The sequence below is a fragment of the Patescibacteria group bacterium genome, assembly GCA_038065255.1.
Classification (GTDB): Bacteria; Patescibacteriota; Patescibacteriia; order JACQRZ01; family JACQRZ01; genus JBBTRI01.
The window spans coordinates 1-17,681 of record JBBTRI010000027.1 but is presented as its reverse complement, the minus strand read 5'-3'; the positions used below and the strand labels follow the sequence as shown (position 1 = coordinate 17,681).

17 protein-coding genes are annotated in these 17,681 nt (G+C 45.4%); 8 read left to right on the top strand and 9 right to left on the bottom strand.

What is annotated here, in order from left to right; genetic code table 11:
* The coding region (locus tag AAB400_05515) for a type II toxin-antitoxin system mRNA interferase toxin, RelE/StbE family (protein MEK7649335.1) at positions 1 to 256 on the bottom strand (256 nt) is incomplete at its 3' end.
* A 1-nt stretch (position 257) separates the two neighbouring features.
* On the bottom strand, positions 258 to 476 hold the full coding sequence (locus AAB400_05510) for a ribbon-helix-helix domain-containing protein (protein ID MEK7649334.1): 219 nt from the start codon (positions 474 to 476) through the stop codon (positions 258 to 260).
* Between the two features lie 138 nt (positions 477 to 614).
* Between AAB400_05510 and AAB400_05505 the strand changes: the two genes are divergently transcribed.
* The 8 genes from AAB400_05505 to AAB400_05470 all read left to right on the top strand — a co-directional run bounded on the left by AAB400_05505 (position 615) and on the right by AAB400_05470 (position 10,111).
* Positions 615 to 1,523, top strand: coding sequence for an arginine deiminase-related protein (locus AAB400_05505; protein MEK7649333.1), 909 nt, complete (start codon positions 615 to 617; stop codon positions 1,521 to 1,523).
* Positions 1,524 to 1,613: 90 nt separating this feature from the next.
* Entirely contained in the window at positions 1,614 to 2,924 is a 1,311-nt protein-coding gene (locus AAB400_05500) for a pyridoxal-phosphate dependent enzyme (GenBank protein ID MEK7649332.1), read from the top strand.
* 2 nt (positions 2,925 to 2,926) lie between these two features.
* The gene (locus AAB400_05495; protein MEK7649331.1) at positions 2,927 to 4,165 is read left to right on the top strand and encodes a hypothetical protein; all 1,239 of its coding nucleotides are present in this window, start codon (positions 2,927 to 2,929) and stop codon (positions 4,163 to 4,165) included.
* Between the two features lie 53 nt (positions 4,166 to 4,218).
* Complete coding sequence (locus AAB400_05490; GenBank protein MEK7649330.1) at positions 4,219 to 5,331, top strand: enolase C-terminal domain-like protein; 1,113 nt, start codon at positions 4,219 to 4,221, stop codon at positions 5,329 to 5,331.
* A 35-nt stretch (positions 5,332 to 5,366) separates the two neighbouring features.
* A complete protein-coding gene (locus tag AAB400_05485; GenBank protein MEK7649329.1) occupies positions 5,367 to 6,299 on the top strand; it encodes a succinylglutamate desuccinylase/aspartoacylase family protein in 933 nt (310 codons plus the stop codon).
* Between the two features lie 157 nt (positions 6,300 to 6,456).
* The gene (locus tag AAB400_05480) at positions 6,457 to 7,695 is read left to right on the top strand and encodes an arginine deiminase family protein (GenBank protein ID MEK7649328.1); all 1,239 of its coding nucleotides are present in this window, start codon (positions 6,457 to 6,459) and stop codon (positions 7,693 to 7,695) included.
* Position 7,696: 1 nt separating this feature from the next.
* Positions 7,697 to 9,508, top strand: coding sequence for an arginine--tRNA ligase (argS, locus tag AAB400_05475; GenBank protein MEK7649327.1), 1,812 nt, complete (start codon positions 7,697 to 7,699; stop codon positions 9,506 to 9,508).
* Between the two features lie 81 nt (positions 9,509 to 9,589).
* Complete coding sequence (locus AAB400_05470) at positions 9,590 to 10,111, top strand: hypothetical protein (protein ID MEK7649326.1); 522 nt, start codon at positions 9,590 to 9,592, stop codon at positions 10,109 to 10,111.
* Here AAB400_05470 and AAB400_05465 read toward each other — a convergent pair.
* From AAB400_05465 to AAB400_05435, 7 genes are all read right to left on the bottom strand, one after another.
* Complete coding sequence (locus AAB400_05465) at positions 10,083 to 11,264, bottom strand: ATP-binding protein (GenBank protein ID MEK7649325.1); 1,182 nt, start codon at positions 11,262 to 11,264, stop codon at positions 10,083 to 10,085. The two genes, AAB400_05470 and AAB400_05465, sit on opposite strands and share 29 nt — an antisense overlap.
* 210 nt (positions 11,265 to 11,474) lie before the next feature.
* Complete coding sequence (locus tag AAB400_05460; protein ID MEK7649324.1) at positions 11,475 to 13,307, bottom strand: hypothetical protein; 1,833 nt, start codon at positions 13,305 to 13,307, stop codon at positions 11,475 to 11,477.
* Between the two features lie 2 nt (positions 13,308 to 13,309).
* A complete protein-coding gene (locus AAB400_05455; protein ID MEK7649323.1) occupies positions 13,310 to 13,903 on the bottom strand; it encodes a hypothetical protein in 594 nt (197 codons plus the stop codon).
* A gap of 15 nt (positions 13,904 to 13,918) precedes the next feature.
* On the bottom strand, positions 13,919 to 15,274 hold the full coding sequence (locus tag AAB400_05450; GenBank protein MEK7649322.1) for a hypothetical protein: 1,356 nt from the start codon (positions 15,272 to 15,274) through the stop codon (positions 13,919 to 13,921).
* Between the two features lie 172 nt (positions 15,275 to 15,446).
* Positions 15,447 to 15,848 carry a hypothetical protein gene (locus AAB400_05445; GenBank protein ID MEK7649321.1) on the bottom strand — a complete coding sequence of 134 codons (402 nt, stop codon included), beginning with the start codon at positions 15,846 to 15,848 and terminating at the stop codon, positions 15,447 to 15,449.
* A 7-nt stretch (positions 15,849 to 15,855) separates the two neighbouring features.
* The gene (locus tag AAB400_05440; protein ID MEK7649320.1) at positions 15,856 to 16,998 is read right to left on the bottom strand and encodes a hypothetical protein; all 1,143 of its coding nucleotides are present in this window, start codon (positions 16,996 to 16,998) and stop codon (positions 15,856 to 15,858) included.
* 108 nt (positions 16,999 to 17,106) lie between these two features.
* The gene (locus AAB400_05435; GenBank protein ID MEK7649319.1) at positions 17,107 to 17,559 is read right to left on the bottom strand and encodes a nucleotidyl transferase AbiEii/AbiGii toxin family protein; all 453 of its coding nucleotides are present in this window, start codon (positions 17,557 to 17,559) and stop codon (positions 17,107 to 17,109) included.
* Positions 17,560 to 17,681 lie beyond the last annotated feature (122 nt).

The window sequence follows — 17,681 nt, the reverse complement described above, 5'->3', positions numbered from 1 at the left end:
AAATAGCGTGATCGCCAACCGAATGAAACCAAACCACATTCTTGTTATTGTTCGGCAGTTCAAATAATATACGGTGTGATCCGTCAATACGAAAAGACCAAAAGTCTTTAAGGCGGCCTTGTAATTTGTGGGTATGGAGAGACGGTTCGAACGGATCATTGCGAAAAACTTTTTCTTGTTTTTCTGCTTTCAGTTTAACGGTACGGGGAAGTTTTTTATACTCCCGAAGAAACTTCGAAGAATAACGAATGATCATATCATGTCCTGAGATCACGCAATGTTTTGAGTACCTTCCCTTTTCCGGATCTCAACTCACTTCTACTTTCTTCAAGTTCATTAATAAGTTGGCGCTCCATCCATAGTCGGATGAGCATACGAATAAACTCGCTCTTACTTGAGTAGTTTCCACTCTTTGTCGCCTTATCAACAACTTTTACAAGGGGTTGAGGTAATGAAATATTGATAATATTCCTCATACATACGTTTGTAACAATTTATATTACAATAATACATTGATCTTTCATGTATTGTCAATGTAATTGACATTTTCAAAATAATTCGATAGCATCATTCTACCGTACATTACAATCATGCAAACAACCGATACTGTTATTATGGTTCGGCCTAACTCTTTTAAGTACAATAAGGAAACTGCAAAAACGAACGGCTTCATGAAGACTCTGGATCATCTCAATAAAGAACTGGGAACTAACTATCTTGAGAGTGACGTGTGGTATTTGGCGATGAAGGAATTCTACCTCATGACACTCGCATTGCGGAACAATGCCATCTTTGTGGCAGAGCTCTGCAGCCCATCCGAAACGCCCGATGCCGTGTTTCCTAATAATTGGTTCTCACTCCATACACCAGCAACACTTGTCATCTATCCAATGGAGGCGGTAAGCCGCCGGCGAGAACGCCAAGTCGAAAAACTCCTTGAGTGCTTAAGGGCATTCCACCACCCCGGAACACGAGTCATTACGCTTGCCTATGAAGAAAAGAGTGAGCGCTTCCTCGAGGGCACGGGAAGTATGGTGCTCGACCGCACTGCGAAAGTAGCATATGCGATTGAATCGCCGCGGACCCATCGGGGGCTTTTTGAAAAATGGTGCGGTCTCATGGAACATGAACCAATCTTCTTTCATGCCTTCGACAAAGAAAACAAACCCCTCTACCACACAAACGTGGTGATGGGTATTGGCGACCGTTTCGCCGTTGTCTGCTACGATGCGATCCATGCCCGGGGCGAACAACTCCTTGTCGAACGCCGACTGCGAGATGCGGACAAGGCAATCATTCCTATTTCGATGAATCAAATGTATGCGTTTTGCGGCAACCTGCTCCAGGTGCGCTCAACCGAAGGTAGGAGTCACATCGTCCTGTCGAGTACTGCATTCAATGCATTCGACACTGCGGAAAAGAATGAACTTTCCCTTTATGGCAATCTCGTGCCTGTCAATATTCCCATCATCGAAGGCCTTGGCGGCGGCAGCGCACGCTGCATGATGGCAGAAGTATTTTAATCCCTCCTTTTGAGAGGGATTTTTTTATTCCCCCGCATTCTTGACATCCACACGTTGCGTGATACGATGAGCTGGATTTGTACATTAACAATGAGTGAAAGCACGAGCAAAACGATACAGTCTCCTATCTTGGTTGCATCGTATGAATGCCTTCTGTGTGGCACAACCGACATTGGCCCGGATGATATCGCATCCCACAAAAAACAGCATGGCGCATTCAAGCGCTATGGATTGCTCTGGCCGGAAAAATTATCGGCAGGCATTCCTATTGATTTTCGATCGAACATACCTACGTATTCTTCTCCGACTCTTGCGCATGCGCTTGGCGTTTCTTGCGTCTACATCCGCAACGAAGGAGTCAACCATTCCGGCAGCATGAAGGATTACATCGTACGACAGGCGCTCGCCGCCGGTCGCGCCAAGGGTTTCACGCGCTTTTCGGTTGTATCCTCCGGCAATCACGCAGTGTCTCTCGCAATGAACACTGACTCAAAGCGAGAAACGGCGATTCTCTTTACGCCATCGTCATCATCAAAGATTCCATTCTTGATCACGTTCCCCCATGTAGTCGCAGTCGGCATGCACGATGCGCTTATCGAAGATGTCTACAATCTCGTAACTCAAGTAAAATTGAACGGGATCTATGATATCAATGCGCACAACGAATGCTTACTGCCCGGACTCATACCGGTGGCATCTGATGTCCTATCGCTCGATCCTTTGCCGACTCACGTTCTTGCAGGAGTTGGGAATGGAACCTACCTTGCCGGCATAGGCTGGGGGTTAAAGACTCTGAGTAAATCATACCAGAAACTACCCAAGATTATTCCTGTCGGCATGAAGGGCGCATTCCCGTCCGAAGATGCGTATACACTGAAAGAATCGATTGTAGAATATAGCGAGTTCTTCGAACAAGAGGATGTCATCGATGCGGCAGAAGGGTCAATTGCCATTGAAAGCTATAGCATGCCGCAACTCATGCACGCAGTTTCTCTCACAAAGGGTTTTCCTTTGGGAGAATTGACGAACCGTGATCTTGCCGCCGCTTACGAACTCCTTGCAACCGACGCTCATCTTATTGCACGTGGCGCCATTCCCGAACCAACGGGTATCATGGGGCTTGCAGCAGCGCTCAAATGGAAAGACCGCTTCACACAGAAAGATGTTCTCCATTGTTCGTTCACCGGACACGGAGTAAAAGATTTGGAAACCATTTCTCGCATTCTCTCGCCTGCACTTAAAGATTCACTGATCAAAGCCGCACGCCGCGATCGTCCGGATCTTCTGCCGCGCGAACCGGATGCCCAAGGCATTAGCATCCATATTCCAAAAGATACGGATGCCGATAAGCTCAACATGCTCTTGCGCAAAAACACGTCTGTTTTGGATCCGATCGAATGACCATGATCCGCATTATTGCCGATACACAAAGCAATGCGCACTTTCTGGAAAGCCCCATGGAACAGGCATATGACCAGCGAGGCGGACTCTGCCAGATCGGAGATGAAGGAGTCCTCATTACCGCCAATTCGATTGATCCTAATTTCCTATCGTATTGGGCGGGTCTTGGATTCACGCTTCCCTTGCTCCTCACAGCAGGACCCTCGGATGGCACACGATCGCTTTCGGAACTCATCATGGATCGTCCGGATATCCGCGAAAGCATCCGTTCGCACGTCAATGGCAACAAAGCCCGCCTTGAATTCTTTTGCATCGAAAAAACGGAACGAAAGCTTTCCGACTACCTTGGCATTCCTGCGTATTGCACGTTTGATGTAGCGATTCCTTATTCCAGAAAACCTGCAGGAAGACGCCTATTCTCCAAACTCGGACTTACCACCCCGCCGGGAATGATCTGCTCAACGCTCCATGAAATGAAAGAGTACGTTCAAGTAAGTCTGGCCAGGAGAACCGAGCTCCTTCTTAAGGCAGAAGATGGAACGGGAGGAATTGCGTGCAATGGCATGCACTCTCTGAAGAATAAATCTGATCTTGATGCAATCCTATCCGATCCTCCACGCTTAGGATCAGAGTTTGTGGTCGAAGAACGCATTGATGCCATACACGAAGTTTCCGTACACTGGGAAATCAATGAAGACGGCACTCCGGCGCTCATAGGAATATTCAACCAGCACTCACCCAACCTCGGCTATCAGGGTGCGTCATGGCCAGCTTCGATTCCGGAAAAAGTCGTGCGCAAGATCACAGAGGAAGTTCAGACAATCTGGTGGCCGGCGCTTCTTGCAGAATTTGCTATCGGATATTTCTGCTGTGATATTATTATTGATGCGCAAGGAGTGCACTACTGGATCGACTTCAACCCGCGAAAGGGAGCAATACGCTATGTGTACGACCTTACGCGGCGTTTTGCGCAGATCCATTTCGAGGGACACTGCGCGTCATTCACTCATGAACATGTGAAGCTGCCAAATGGCGAGAAGCACTATGCGTTTAGCGACATACGCAAGCAATTAAGCGAACTCTTGGCGCCCGCTGAAGATTTCTGCATCATCGCTTCCAACCCCGGTGTCATTCCCTTCGGATATGTTGATCTCACGGGACTGTGCCGATCGGAGCATGCCGAAGCAGCAATGAAAGACCGCTTTGCCGAAAGCAGGCAGCGGATCGCTTCTCTACCTTAAAGGGCCCTCAAAGCCCTTGTTTTTTTTTCTGTTATTGTTAGACTGACGGGCATATGACTATTACCTCCGTTGCTGGGCGCAAGTACACCATACCACTCACACAACCATTTTCATATTTCACGGCATCACTCACACACTTGCCCTACCTTCTCGTCTCAATTGAAACAAGTGAAGGTATGCGTGGCTATGGAGAAGCTGCGCTTGCATGGGATGTAAATGGTGAAACGCAAGAAGGAGCACTTGCATGTCTTTCTCTTGTACGGCCGCTGCTTGCCAATCATGCACTTCTGTCAGTAGATGATGTACAGAAAATCATGGACGCCGTTAATCTTTCTCTCTATGGAAATACGGGACTCAAATGCGGTATTGAATCGGCGCTATTCGACTGTCTGGGGCAGTCCTTTAAAACTCCTATTCATAAACTCGTTGGCGGATCATCGCTCGCATCAATAATTCTGCAAAAAACATTCTCCTTTGATGAATTAACGTCAGACATTTCTGCGACAATGAAAGAAGCGTACAGTTCGGGAGTGCGAATATTCAAGTTTAAAGTCGGACGCGACGCTGCAACAGAAAAAACGGCGCTTCTCACTGCGCGCGCTCTGTATTCCGACAGCATACTTGTCCTTGACGCAAACCAGGCGTGGAATAATCCATCTGACGCATGTATTTTTTTAGACTCTCTTACTGATGCACGCATTGCATGGGTCGAACAACCGGTACTTGCCCATGACTACGAAGGCCTTGCCTTTGTCCGCTCGCACTGCAATGTGAAAGTAATGGCGGACGAGAGTTGTCACAATAGTACCGACCTCAAAACTCTGCATACCCTTCAGGCAATCGATTACGCCAATCTCAAGCTTGCAAAATGCGGCGGCCTCTTAGAACTCAAAAAAATGATCGCATTCTGTGAAGGCGCTCACATCGGCTATGTCCTGGGAGATATGATCCACTCATCCCTCGGCACAGCCTACAATCTTCACGCGGCAACGCTTGGCGCATTTGCCGCATATGACCTAACGCTTCCCAGCCGCATTCAAGGCGACTGCGCAACAGAGCTTGCATTCAACGGCTGGCATGTGGCTATTCCACAATCAGCGGGACTTGGCGTTACGCTTACCGCCCAACCCTGCCCTTCGCTAGCCCAAACCAGCCTTGACGCATGATGAAATTAATGCAAAGCTTCATCTGCGATCTTTTTATGGAAACAAAAAATCAGATTATTGAAGAGATTGGAAATCATATTTGGAAAGTTGAGAGTGGCAAACCCGGACATGTTTTTGTTGTTTCGGGAGGTATTCACGGAAATGAAAAAACAGGCGCAGCAGTGGTGCGTATGATTAAAGAAGGTCTTGAACAAGGAAGCTTATCGGTGCAGGAGGGAGTATGGTATTTCCTTCATGGCAATCTTGAAGCGATGAAATTGGATGAACGATATACAGAATCTCATGTCGATCTCAATCGCTGCTTCACTGATAACCTCACCGGTGAAGACCGGCAAAGCTATGAAGGGATGCGCGCACAAGAAATCATGGATGCGATTGCAATCGAACAGTACCCGTACAATTCCGTCGTTGGCATCGATATCCACTCTACCAACCATCCGTCAATCCCTTTTTTGGTGAGCCAAAAAAATCCCGGACTACTTCATGTGCACGTTCTTCCTCACCTTGCTACCGCACAAGCTCTACTGTGTGATCCTGACCTAATATTTGAAGGCGAACTCCTGACAACAGATGAATACTATGCGCGGCGAGGGCTGGGCCTCTGCTATGAATCAGGGCATGCTGATGATCTTTCTCGTGTTGATGTAATCTATAATGAAATCATCGCGGTCGGAAAAGCTATTGGTGTCGTAGTCGCACCAGAGGATGTTGTCACGCTCGTATCGCAGGCACCCCACCCCATCTACACTCTGCGCGAGGCGATTATTCTTACGGACAAGGGATTTGAATATGCTCCGGGAGTTGGAGTTGAGAATTTTAAACCCTACTCTGCCGGCGACATCCTTGGCTATCACGGCTCCGAGCCGGTCATGGCGCCTTCGAACGGAGTTTTTCTGTTTCCAAAGTTAAAAAAGCACTGGAAAGTGGGAAAACCGCTTGGTTATATTACTGAGTGCCCTTCACCATAACCACAGTTATATCCTTCGTACGGCGAAGGATTTTTTTTATAATTATGCGATGGGCACCCTTGACAATGAGACCCTCATACACTAGAGTCATGTGGCACATTGACAACTCATGAATAACGTTTCGATTAACTCTGAAATTGGCCGATTAACAAAGGTTATGATTCACGAACCTGATGATGGGTTGGAAAAAGTGATTCCAAATAAGGCTGTCGAATGGCTCTATGAAGACATTGTCTACTTGGAGCGCATGCGACAAGAGCATGGAGTATTTTCGAAGATCTTAGGAGAGCTTCTCGGAAACGATGCCGTTCTTGATGTCCAGGATGTTCTCATTGAAGTGTTTTCTGAAGAAGTCGCGCGCGAAAGGTTCGCTCGTGAAATTTGCGCGATTGAGGGAATTGAGGGTTCATTGCGGAAGATATTAACCGATCCCGATGTCCCGATCAGTCCGCAAGCGTTTGTGGATATAATGCTTACAGGCGTTGTAGCATCAGAATCAGTTGCACTCTTTCCACCAGTGCCAAATCTTATCTTCACGCGAGATATCGCAGCGGTAGTTGGTAATCAAGTTATTGCGAGTACGTTTGCAAAACAGGCTCGCAGGCGCGAAGCTCTGCTTATGCGCTACATCCTCTATCGCTATCCCTTCTTCAAAGATGCACAGAAGATTGAGGTGATAAAAACACCCGGCGAATTCCTCTTGACCGAAGATGAACAGAAAAAGATGGCAGTAACGATTGAGGGTGGAGATGTTATGGTATGGAAACCGCGCCACGTTTTCGTGGGCTGTGGCGAACGCACATCCCCCATCGCAGTCCGACAGATTCGCGAGCAGTTGTTTGCAGCAAACCTCATTGATTCACTCACATGCGTTTTCACACCCAAAGAACGTTCCGCGATGCATCTTGATACGATTTGTACCCGAATCAGCAATGACGAATGCGTGGCGTATGCTCCCTTTGTCTGTGAAGACGGACACGAAAAGCAAAAAATGCGCGTGGTTCATTATGAGTCAGCTACGAGCGAAGGTCAAAAATTTTCTTCTCTCGAAAAACTCATTGCAGCCGTTACTCCTGAAGTGACAATTATTCCATGCGGCGGCGGTGAATTCCCTCACGACATCCGCGAGCAATGGACCGATGGATGCAACTTTCTCGCGCTTCGCCCGGGGTTTATTGTGGGCTATGACCGCAACACAAGAACGGCAAGCGAGCTCGAAAAGCATGGTTATAGACCATATATCCTATCACCCTATAATGTCGGTAGTCTGATGGGCGAATTAAAAGAACTGTTCGAGGGTAATGAAAAGGTTGTCGTTCTTCTTGAATCCGGAGAACTATCCCGCGCCCGCGGCGGACCTCGCTGTATGAGCTTTCCGATTGCGCGTGACAACTAACATGATGTACACGATCGACTTTGCACGGGAAGAAATTACCGACCTTATTGAAGGCGCATTTAAACCCCATAATCTTCCAATCCGCATCGATATGCCTTCGGCACAACTCGGCGCTGATTTTGCAGTACCGATATTCGAACTGGCAAAACAGCGCGGAGAACGACCAGACGTTTTGGCGCAAGTCATGGCTGATGAACTCTCGCAAATTATCACGGCAAACTTCTCTGTCATCACGGCAAAGGGTGGGTTTGTGAACTTCACGCTCGACAAGGAGCGTTTTGCAAGTAACGTCGTCGAAGAGCACTGCGCTAGCGGCGACGCCTACGGCTCGTCCGATGAAGGCAGTGGAAGGACGATTGTGATCGACTACTCCGCGCCAAATATCGCAAAGCCGTTCTCGGTGGGGCACTTGCGCTCAACAGTTATCGGCCAAGCACTCCATAATATCTTCTCGTTCCTCGGCTATACTGTTGTCGGAGACAACCACATCGGCGATTGGGGAACGCAGTTTGGCAAACTCATGGCTGCCTACAAACACTGGGGCAACAGAGATGTAGTCAATGCAAACCCTATCAAAGAACTACTTGAACTCTATGTGCAGTTCGGCAAGGAAGCAAAAATAGACCCAGGCCTGAATGATGAAGGACGTGCATGGTTCAAGCGCCTCGAAGATGGTGATCCGGAAGCTGTTGAACTCTGGAAATGGTTTGGCGAATTAAGTTGGATTGAATTCACCCGCGTCTATGAACTTCTGGGCGTTTCATTCGACGAAACGCTTGGCGAGAGCTTCTACAACGACAAGCTTGCCGGCATCGTGCAGCATGCGCTTGATTCGGGTGTTGCAGTGTGGGACAACGTTCAGCAAAGCGACTTGGAAGCGGCGGAAGATATTCCCACTACTCAAGCGCCTGCGATACAGAGCGGCGCTGCGACCAAGGCCGTTATTATTCCGGCAGCAACGCTTTCGGCAGGGTTACCGGAAAAAGAACGGTTCGAAAAACCCGCGCTTATCCAAAAAAGTGATGGCGCATCACTCTACATCACGCGCGATCTCGCAACAATCGAATACCGCACCGAGCGGTGGAACCCAGAGCAGATTATCTATGTTGTCGGCGGAGAACAGCAACTCTACTTCCGCGAACTCTTCCGAGCGGCAAAACTTCTTGGGTTCACTGCGCACTGCGTGCACACATGGTTTGGCATGGTGCGCCTTCCCGAAGGAAAAATGTCCACGCGAGAAGGACGCGTCATTTTCCTCGATGATGTCCTTGCGGAAAGCATTAGCAAGGCATCCGCACTTCTTGAAGGCCGCGATATGGGCGAGGATGAAAAGCTCCGCATCGCGCACACCATCGGCGTTGGGGCAATAAAGTATGGTGACCTCTCGCAGAATCGCACGCGGGATATCGTCTTCGACTGGAAGCGCATGCTCTCCATGGATGGCGATTCCGCTCCCTATCTGCAATACGCCTACGTTCGGATACAATCCATCTTGCGCAAAACGGAAGTACCCGATATGAAGCATATTCGAGGAAGAGCGCTTGTGCACGACGCGGAACACGCGCTTGTCAAAAAGATCGCTCTCTTCCCCGATAGTGTCCGCAAAGCGGCCGCACAGCACTTACCGCATGTCATTGCGAATTATGCATTTGAGTTGGCGCAAGTCTTCTCAACATTCTATACCAACGTACAAATCCTCAAGACGGAAAGTATAGTACTGCGCGCAACGCGCATCTACCTCTGCATGATGACCGCAGAAGTGCTCAAACGAGCGCTCGGTCTCCTGGGCATTGATTGCCCCGAGCAGATGTAGTATCACTCATAGTGAAGGGCACTCGATGCCCTTTTATTTTTTATGCTATACTATATGTGTTATTCGTAATAGCATATATATATGGAAACATCTCCCAGTGATACACAAACAGCCTTCCCGCCGCTATTGCGCGGCGTTATATTGGGCTTGATTATCGGGCTTGCCGTGGGCTATGTCATCCCGAAAAGTCCCGCAAAACAAGCAGGGCAACAAGCGCAGAGTCAGATAGCAACGACACAAACGCCCCCTCCGTCCATTCCAACCGAACAAACAGCACCCGTTCCACCCCCACCCCCACCGCAAGCGCCCCAGGGGCTCTATGCTAAAGTCCAGAAAAATGACAAAGGCACACTGACCGCCCAGGAGGTATTACCTTCCAAGCAGCCAAGCAGCAAAATCTTTACTATCAAAACAAGTAGTGAAACCGCCTTCACCTATCAAAAACCTACCACCGACAAAAACGCGCCGTTCAAGGCAGAGACAGGAAAGGTTGGGAATATCAAAAAAGACATGTATTTGTTTGTGCTAACAACCGACAACCCTGCAACAGCATCTGAAGTCACTGCCCAACAAATCATGTATTCGGAAAAAAATCCGTTTTAAATAGCTTCGTCGCTTGCGTCCACGGCACCACTTCACCTTGCGCTCTTTGCTGATGTTGGTCGCCTCCATACACGATTGCATTTTTGTATTGCTCATGTTTGCTTAGATGAGAAAAATATTCTAACTGGGCAAAAAATTTATCCGTTATCGTCTGTGCGGCTTTTATTTCGATTGCATATCGTTCCTTGTCCGCTTCAATAATGCAATCAATCTCATGGCCTGTTTTATCCCGCCAAAATGAAAGGGGTGGACGCAATCCTTGGTTAAGGTAATATTTCAGAAATTCACTAATAATAAAAGATTCGAAAAGAGATCCGCGAAGAGGGTGTGTTTCAAGATGTGAAACGTGTCTAATTTCCAATAATGAACAGAGTAGCCCGGGATCAATAACATAGAGTTTTGGCATTTTTATAAGCCGTTTTCTGAAATTCTTATGGGATGGCCGAAGAAGATAAACAAGGTGGCTTGCTTCCAGCACCGAGAGCCATGCTTTGGCGGTATTGTGGGTAATTCCGCAATCATTTGCAATCGAAGAAAGGTTTAAAAGCTGCCCTGTCCTACCGGCACATATTTTAAGGAATTGCTGAAACACATGAAGATCGGTAATATTCTTAATAAGCCTCACATCACGTTCAACATAAGTAGCGATATAGTTTGCATACCACTCGTGCGGCTCTATCGATGAATCATATAATCGAGGGAACATGCCTTTGTAAAGATAATTCATATAGCCCTCTTCTTGGCGCAAAGAAAGTTCGGCAATACTCAAAGGAAGGAGTGTATAGATTGCCGCGCGCCCGGCAAGACTCTGAGTGATGGACTCAAGAAGCAAAAAATTCTGTGAACCTGTAAGGATAAATTCGCCGGGCTTCTTATGTAAATCAACAATTCCTTGGATATAGGAAAAAATATCCGGAATTCTTTGAACTTCATCAATAATGACGCCATTCGCATACGTCGCAAAAAAACCTCGCGGGTCATGCATGGCATATGCTCTCGTGTCGGGGTCTTCAAAAGAAACATATGCCATATGCGGAAATGTTTTTTTTACCAAGGTTGTCTTTCCTGATTGCCGGGGACCAGTCAGCGAAATAACGGGGAATTGTTTTGCCGCTTTCTGTAAAAGGGGTGTTAAACGCCTTTCAATATACATAATCTTCGTAATTTACTCATTATTCCTACTATTCATTATAATAAAACAATGCCAAATTGTCAATCAAAATGACAATTTGGCTTATAATCAGATGATAGCACTCAAAGTCACCGCCCAGCAGATCATGTATTCGGAAAAGAATCCGTTTTAGAGAAACTTAAATATATAAAAAATTACCCGTACGGGCGTGGGTAATTTTTTATGGTGGCGTTATCGTTCTAGCTTTGGCTGAGCAGTCATCTCATCCCTATAGCTGCTGCCTTGATCAAATTTTCTACTTGGGGCTTCACTGCGAGTGCCGACATAACAAAATATCTTCTGCCATTCTCCATTATATCCGGCGGCTCCATATGAAAGGACGTATTTGTCTGATCTCCAATCATTAAAGAATACTCTTCCAATCGGCTTTGTGAATACGACGTTGCCACCTTGTATTACTTCTAAATGAAATTCTTGATCAATAAGTTCTTTACCATTAATTAGCGAATACTTGCGCCTTAAACTTAGTGGGTTTCCATCTTTGCTGATAGTCTCGCATTCCTTAAGTTGATATTTACCTCGCTCATAAGAGACTTTTTCCAGCGGCAATCTCCATTTCTTATCACGGCGCTCCCCTACTTGTATTAAGTCGAGTGTATCCCCGAAATCGCCAACAATACGAACAGATTGTGCATATCCTCCTACCGTTGTGATAAATCCACTAAAGCTGACATAAACAAGGGATCGGGAGTTTGAGGAAGTTACGATATGAGGAAATACAAAAAGATCTATTGTTGAATCTGTAACGGCACCGGTACATTCCGACGCGATGGGGCATACTTGCGAATAACCGTCACCACCCGCAAGCTCATCACATGTCAACCCTCCCCATTGAGCCTCAGACTGACAACTGCGAGTCTTTGAACCCCCTTGGCAAGGATCCGGCGGGCATGAATTCCAATTGGAAAGCGCTCCATCTTTTTTTGCCGGTGCTTCACACCAAATTTCTTTTCCCTCTTTTTTAAGCCACATAAATCCGCAACCATTACCCGTGCGTGCATTGCACTTAAAGGTATTATTTCTTCCTGAACATGACACATTCAATCCACCGGGGCAGTTTGTTTCAACATCAGAACATCCTGCGCTTCCTTCTCTTTTTTCACAGGGAAGCGGTTTTTCTTTTTGTTCTTTTCGATCGAAATACTTGGCGCTACAATCAATAGTTTCGCTTTCATTGGCAGTCGCGATTCCTCCACCTTCCTTAGGACAACCATCCCCGCCGCCGCTCGGGGGAGGATTGTTGCATGCGCGCGTTACTCTGCCAATCCCGCACTGCACTGGACATGCCGGCTCTGACCACTTGCCATCAACTCGTCGAACGGTCGCAGTTATTTCTTTTGATACGCTCATACCTCCCGGGCCATTGATAGTAAGCGTGAGAACCGTCGTTGCATAAATACCGAGATTTGCATCTCCTTGAAGTGGTTTACGGGAAAGCAACCCTTCAAGACGGCTATCTGAGCTACTGCGAATTGAAACGGTATAGCCAGCAAAATCAGTATCACTCACAGCAGAGGGACGCGTAATATTCCAACGCACGGGTACTGTTTCTCCCTCACTAACTGTAATACTTGTGGAACCGTCATCGAATGTGAATGAGATCGCGCTTGCGTTTATGAGCGGGCATCCATTCGGAGAGGGTCCACTACTTGTCGTACAGAGGTCTTTATTATCAAATACGGTGTCACCATCCTTGTCGGGACATCCTTCATGCCCCATGCGCAAGTCAAGCGTTTGTGGATCATCATTCCCTCTCGTTGTGTCCGGCACGTCAAGACATTTGTCTTCATAGTTAAAAATCCAGTCTTCATCCCTGTCATTCATGTCAATCACGGTCACAGCATTTTCTGGCCATAGCGAGAAGCATGTGCCGCTAAAACAAATTTTCCCTCCCTGTTCGCCTGCTGCTGACACAATAGTAAAAGCAACTGCGCTACAAATAACGATAGCCAGAAAAAATATGCTGATCCTAATGGTGTTCATTTTCGTAAATACTCGCTTCATAATCATTTTAGCGGCGCTGGATTTGGAACTGCGCGCGGCATTTCAGTTACTCCCCCTGATGTTTTCTGCTCAGTAGCAGTCTTCATGCCGGGAAACTCATCGAAATATACAACAGTTAATGCAGTACTTACTTTTGCCGCATAGGGATCGTCGAGTATGGTTGCCGAGACAAAGAAATCCGGTTTGATTTCTTCAAACGATCCAGGATCATCCTTAGCATTAACCACGTTCCCTTGCTCATCATAAATATAGCTTCTTTTATAAAAGGTTGTCTTATCGTTCATTTGAAGGGTGAGGTCTTGTACGGGATAGGTTTTACCTGATTCGTCTTTATATGGGTAGATCTCTCTCACCTTGAGGATGTCTTTTTCAACTGCAAGAACAATGGTATGTATGATAGCCTTCACGCCTACTTCGATAAGTTTTTCTCTTCGTTTTTCTTGTCGCTGCATTGCTTCTGCTTCTTGTTGTTTCTGCAATGCATCTTGTTTTCTTGCCTCCTGCTTTGTCTGGTTGTCAGCGAAGAAAAAAATTAATACGCCTACAATAGTAAGTGTGATGACGATAAATATTCCGTATATAGTTTTTTTATTCACAGAGATACTCATAGATCAATACCTATCAGAGGTACAGTTAACTAGGCAACTGCCAGGACCCGGCATTATGGGTATACAAGACGGTAGTGTCGGATTGGTAAGACATGGGTCATTGAGTCCTCCTCCAGGCGGAAGGGTAGTAATAGGAAGCCCCCCACCAGTTAGATTAGGAAGGGTGGTGCAGGTATATAAATCTTTATATGTAATATTATCCGTACAGTAATTTATCCCTGACCACGAACTACCCGTATCTACTACGCACTCATAAAGTAAGTCTCTTCCTCCACATTTATCAGATGAGCATGCATTTCTTCCCACATAACACTTTTTCTCGCCTTTTACTGCTATGCATGCAGGTAGGTTAGTACAAGATCGTGTCACCCTTCCTCCTTCATAATACCAATTGTTTCTTGTGGCAAGCTGACTACACGATTCTCCGCCATTCTGTCCGTCTGTACATGAAGCGCTCTCGTTTCTCGGTGCGCATCCCGAACACCCTGTCCAACTTCCAACAACGGGTGCAACTGCGGGTGGGCAAACATTAGTATCTTGAACATTTACTGTTTTTGAAAAGCTTCCTGTTTTCCGTTTCCCGCTAGGTAGTGCCGAAAGATTAATTTGATGCCCCCCACATGCACTGACGTCACGATTGAATTCCCAGTTTTGATTTCGTGGCCGATGATAGCCACCTTCAAACTGCACATATCCGGCTGATCCGGATAAATACATAGTGGCCTCATCACCACGCACACCCCACTTTAATTTTTTATCTGAAGGATCATATCGCTCATTATAGATTGTTGGCGCCTCTTCAGGACAGCCACTGTATTGGCTCGTGCCGCTGTGATTTTCACATTCGTCATCATTATTGCAAATCCCGTCATTATCATTATCTCCCCCCTTACTCGCGCACACAAACTGTCCTTTCTGAATACAATTATTATTTCCATTTATACAATACCGCCCTCCCGCAACACTACTTGTTAGAAGAGACCCCCAATTACTCACGCATAAATTTCCAATACAAAAATGCCCCGCCGTCTGCCGTTGGGGAACGACAGATTGAACAGATTGACCGGGAATCTTTTCTTTTTTCTCATAGATTCTATAGTAGGGCTTCCCGCGAGTAGTTTGTTGATCGCTGCACTTAGAGGGGCTGTCGGCATTGGCTGCAAATGTTATACTTGGACAATCATTGGTCGCTGTTGAAGTATCACAAGAACACTGGTTTACGTTGGAAGAATACGCCATTCGTATAAACACATATTGATATTCTGAAGCGGCATAGGTAAAAAAGTTCCAAAATGAAAACATTCCAACAACAAATACGCCGCACGTTATACCCAAAACAAGCTTTTTAGCAAGCTTCATATGTCTAAAGTATAGCACTCCTTTAGTATGGAGGCTATTGCTTTCCTTTTGTTGTCAATGAACATATCGTTTCCGTGAAACATCAAAATGACAATTTGGCCGATAATCCCACAACAGCGGCTGAAGTCACCGTCCGGCAGATGATGCACTCGAAAAGAATTCGTTTTGGAGGTTATTGTTTATTTCTTCTGACTATCCTAAAGTAAAAAAATATTACAATAAAAAACAAAATAGTATTAACAATACAATATATTGTTAATATTGCTTGATTTTTTTCTAATCTATTAAATCTATTTTCTTCATCTACATTTAGGGTGTCATCTTTATCTGTGACGTCGGTTTCTTTCGGTAAATTATTAACGAACTCTGGTTGCTGATTATCATTTCTTTTTTGTAGTAATTCTTGAGGTACTTCTATTTTACCTTCAATTAAATCCCCCTCAATTAAGTTCACATCTTTTTCTTCTTGTGAATCATTAATAGTATTTATTGTTGTATCTGCAGCATTTAAAATGTTTGGTGTTTGAAAAATAAAACAACTAAATACCAATAATACTACGTAAAAAATCTTCATATAAGCTCTATTCATTACTATAAAGTACTAAAATTCTACAATATGACTCATGTTTATTGTCATCGTCGCTTGAATAAAACTGTGTTGACCACAGCACATTCCCTGGTGGTATATAAATCAAACCGGGTGCTTTATTATATAAAAAATCTTCAGTGCCACTACAAGTATTTGAGGCGTTCTCCTTACCTCCGTCTATATTTTCGAATATAATTTCAGGACCTCCGTCAACAGCTCTTTTATTATTCCCCCAATCTCTATAACTACCTCCTAAGGCGGTATAACATGAATTGCCGCTCCACACACCATCAGTCCGTAATTTATTTACATATCCCTTGTATCGAACAGCTCCAATAAAATAATCGTTTACTCCAAAAACACAAGCACCGCCATCACCAGCACCACCCTGCACCTTAAAACCAAGTACTGCTTTATTTGAATCTAGAGATGTATAGGTGGTGTTGCTTTGTTTATTTTCTCCCTTCCCATCATTAAATGGTGCTTCCCATACTCTTGTCCAAGGACTACCACCAGTATCATCTGAGTATCCGGAAGCAATTATATTTTGAGTTCGAGTGGGGCGAATTGTCCCAGCTACTTTTAAGTTCCCTTCTATTATAGCTCCACCCTTTACTTTAATTGTTTGATTTATATAATCAGCTTTTGCACTAAACTCCGTCCCTTTTTTTGCATAAACTGAAAGTTTATCATCCTCATCCCATTCACCTAGCCGCACATAACCCCAGCCATTTGAGTCGGATGGGATATCACCAAATTCAATTCTGTAATCGCGCCTTTGGTCAGAGTCACTTGATGTTCCAATTCTAAGTTGACTCTTTATTGGAACATTCAATCTAAGTGCTTGATCGTTTTGTGTGTCTAAGTAAATTTGGGCAGAGCCGCTGGACTTTGATGCGAGATAGAGACTAGTACCATCATACCCAATTCTGCCATTTGTTCCCAAGGTTAATGCGTTAGAAGTTAAATTGCTCGCCGCAGTTGGCCAAGATGTTCTGCAGTCTGTACCTATGCACAACTTCTGTCCCTTAACTTCTCCTGCAGCAAAAACTGTAGAAATAGATAAAACTACAGTTACTACAAGAATCGAGCATACTATTGTTATTTTTTCTTCATTTTTTAATTTAAAAAGCATACAAGTCTTAATATTCAGTCAGCCTTAAGCTCAAAACAAGCTTTTTTGCAAGCTTCATATGGCTAAAGTAAGCATGATACGGACGCAAAAACTATTGCGAATAGCAGATTATACAAGCGCTTTAACATAGTCGCGAACCTCTTTTTTTAATCTACGGACAATAGCTTGTTGAGCAATAGGGACGCCAAGAAATTCAACTTTTGTATCCGTGATATCCCCAAGATATACCAATTGCTCAAGAAACAGACGGCCATTGAAGTCTGTAGCATATTTCTTTTCGGAAAGCAGTATCACTTCATGGAGTGTTGCATATCCCCCCTTCAGAATATAGTACATATCGACATAATCGCGGTATGCGGCTCGCTGCCCTATTGCAAATGCTTTTGCTGCAGCTATGTCTTTTATTGATAGTAACGGGACTTTTTGGTATTTTACCAATGGGTACTGCGGCGGAAAGGGATAAAACCGAAGTGTTATTTTGACACCTGAAACAAATACATCAAGCTGTTCTTTTGACTGAAAGCTCTTAATGATTTTTTCTGATGGAAATACTTTTTTCATTTTTTTAAAAGGGTTCTCTGCAAGGGGTTTTTCTGTAAAAAGATCAAAGTCATAGGATATCCGATGTCCGATGTCCGATCTGCAATGCTAGCGCCGTACCACCCACCAAATGGTAGTCTTTA

Bases quoted from the DNA above. Each gene is read 5' to 3' on its own strand.
- AAB400_05510 (MEK7649334.1), bottom strand. From the start codon at position 476: ATGAGGAATATTATCAATATTTCATTACCTCAACCCCTTGTAAAAGTT.
- AAB400_05505 (MEK7649333.1), top strand. From the start codon at position 615: ATGGTTCGGCCTAACTCTTTTAAGTACAATAAGGAAACTGCAAAAACG.
- AAB400_05500 (MEK7649332.1), top strand. From the start codon at position 1,614: ATGAGTGAAAGCACGAGCAAAACGATACAGTCTCCTATCTTGGTTGCA.
- AAB400_05495 (MEK7649331.1), top strand. From the start codon at position 2,927: ATGATCCGCATTATTGCCGATACACAAAGCAATGCGCACTTTCTGGAA.
- AAB400_05490 (MEK7649330.1), top strand. From the start codon at position 4,219: ATGACTATTACCTCCGTTGCTGGGCGCAAGTACACCATACCACTCACA.
- AAB400_05485 (MEK7649329.1), top strand. From the start codon at position 5,367: ATGGAAACAAAAAATCAGATTATTGAAGAGATTGGAAATCATATTTGG.
- AAB400_05480 (MEK7649328.1), top strand. From the start codon at position 6,457: ATGATTCACGAACCTGATGATGGGTTGGAAAAAGTGATTCCAAATAAG.
- argS (MEK7649327.1), top strand. From the start codon at position 7,697: ATGATGTACACGATCGACTTTGCACGGGAAGAAATTACCGACCTTATT.
- AAB400_05470 (MEK7649326.1), top strand. From the start codon at position 9,590: ATGGAAACATCTCCCAGTGATACACAAACAGCCTTCCCGCCGCTATTG.
- AAB400_05465 (MEK7649325.1), bottom strand. From the start codon at position 11,264: ATGTATATTGAAAGGCGTTTAACACCCCTTTTACAGAAAGCGGCAAAA.
- AAB400_05460 (MEK7649324.1), bottom strand. From the start codon at position 13,307: ATGAAGCGAGTATTTACGAAAATGAACACCATTAGGATCAGCATATTT.
- AAB400_05450 (MEK7649322.1), bottom strand. From the start codon at position 15,274: ATGAAGCTTGCTAAAAAGCTTGTTTTGGGTATAACGTGCGGCGTATTT.
- AAB400_05445 (MEK7649321.1), bottom strand. From the start codon at position 15,848: ATGAAGATTTTTTACGTAGTATTATTGGTATTTAGTTGTTTTATTTTT.
- AAB400_05440 (MEK7649320.1), bottom strand. From the start codon at position 16,998: ATGCTTTTTAAATTAAAAAATGAAGAAAAAATAACAATAGTATGCTCG.
- AAB400_05435 (MEK7649319.1), bottom strand. From the start codon at position 17,559: ATGAAAAAAGTATTTCCATCAGAAAAAATCATTAAGAGCTTTCAGTCA.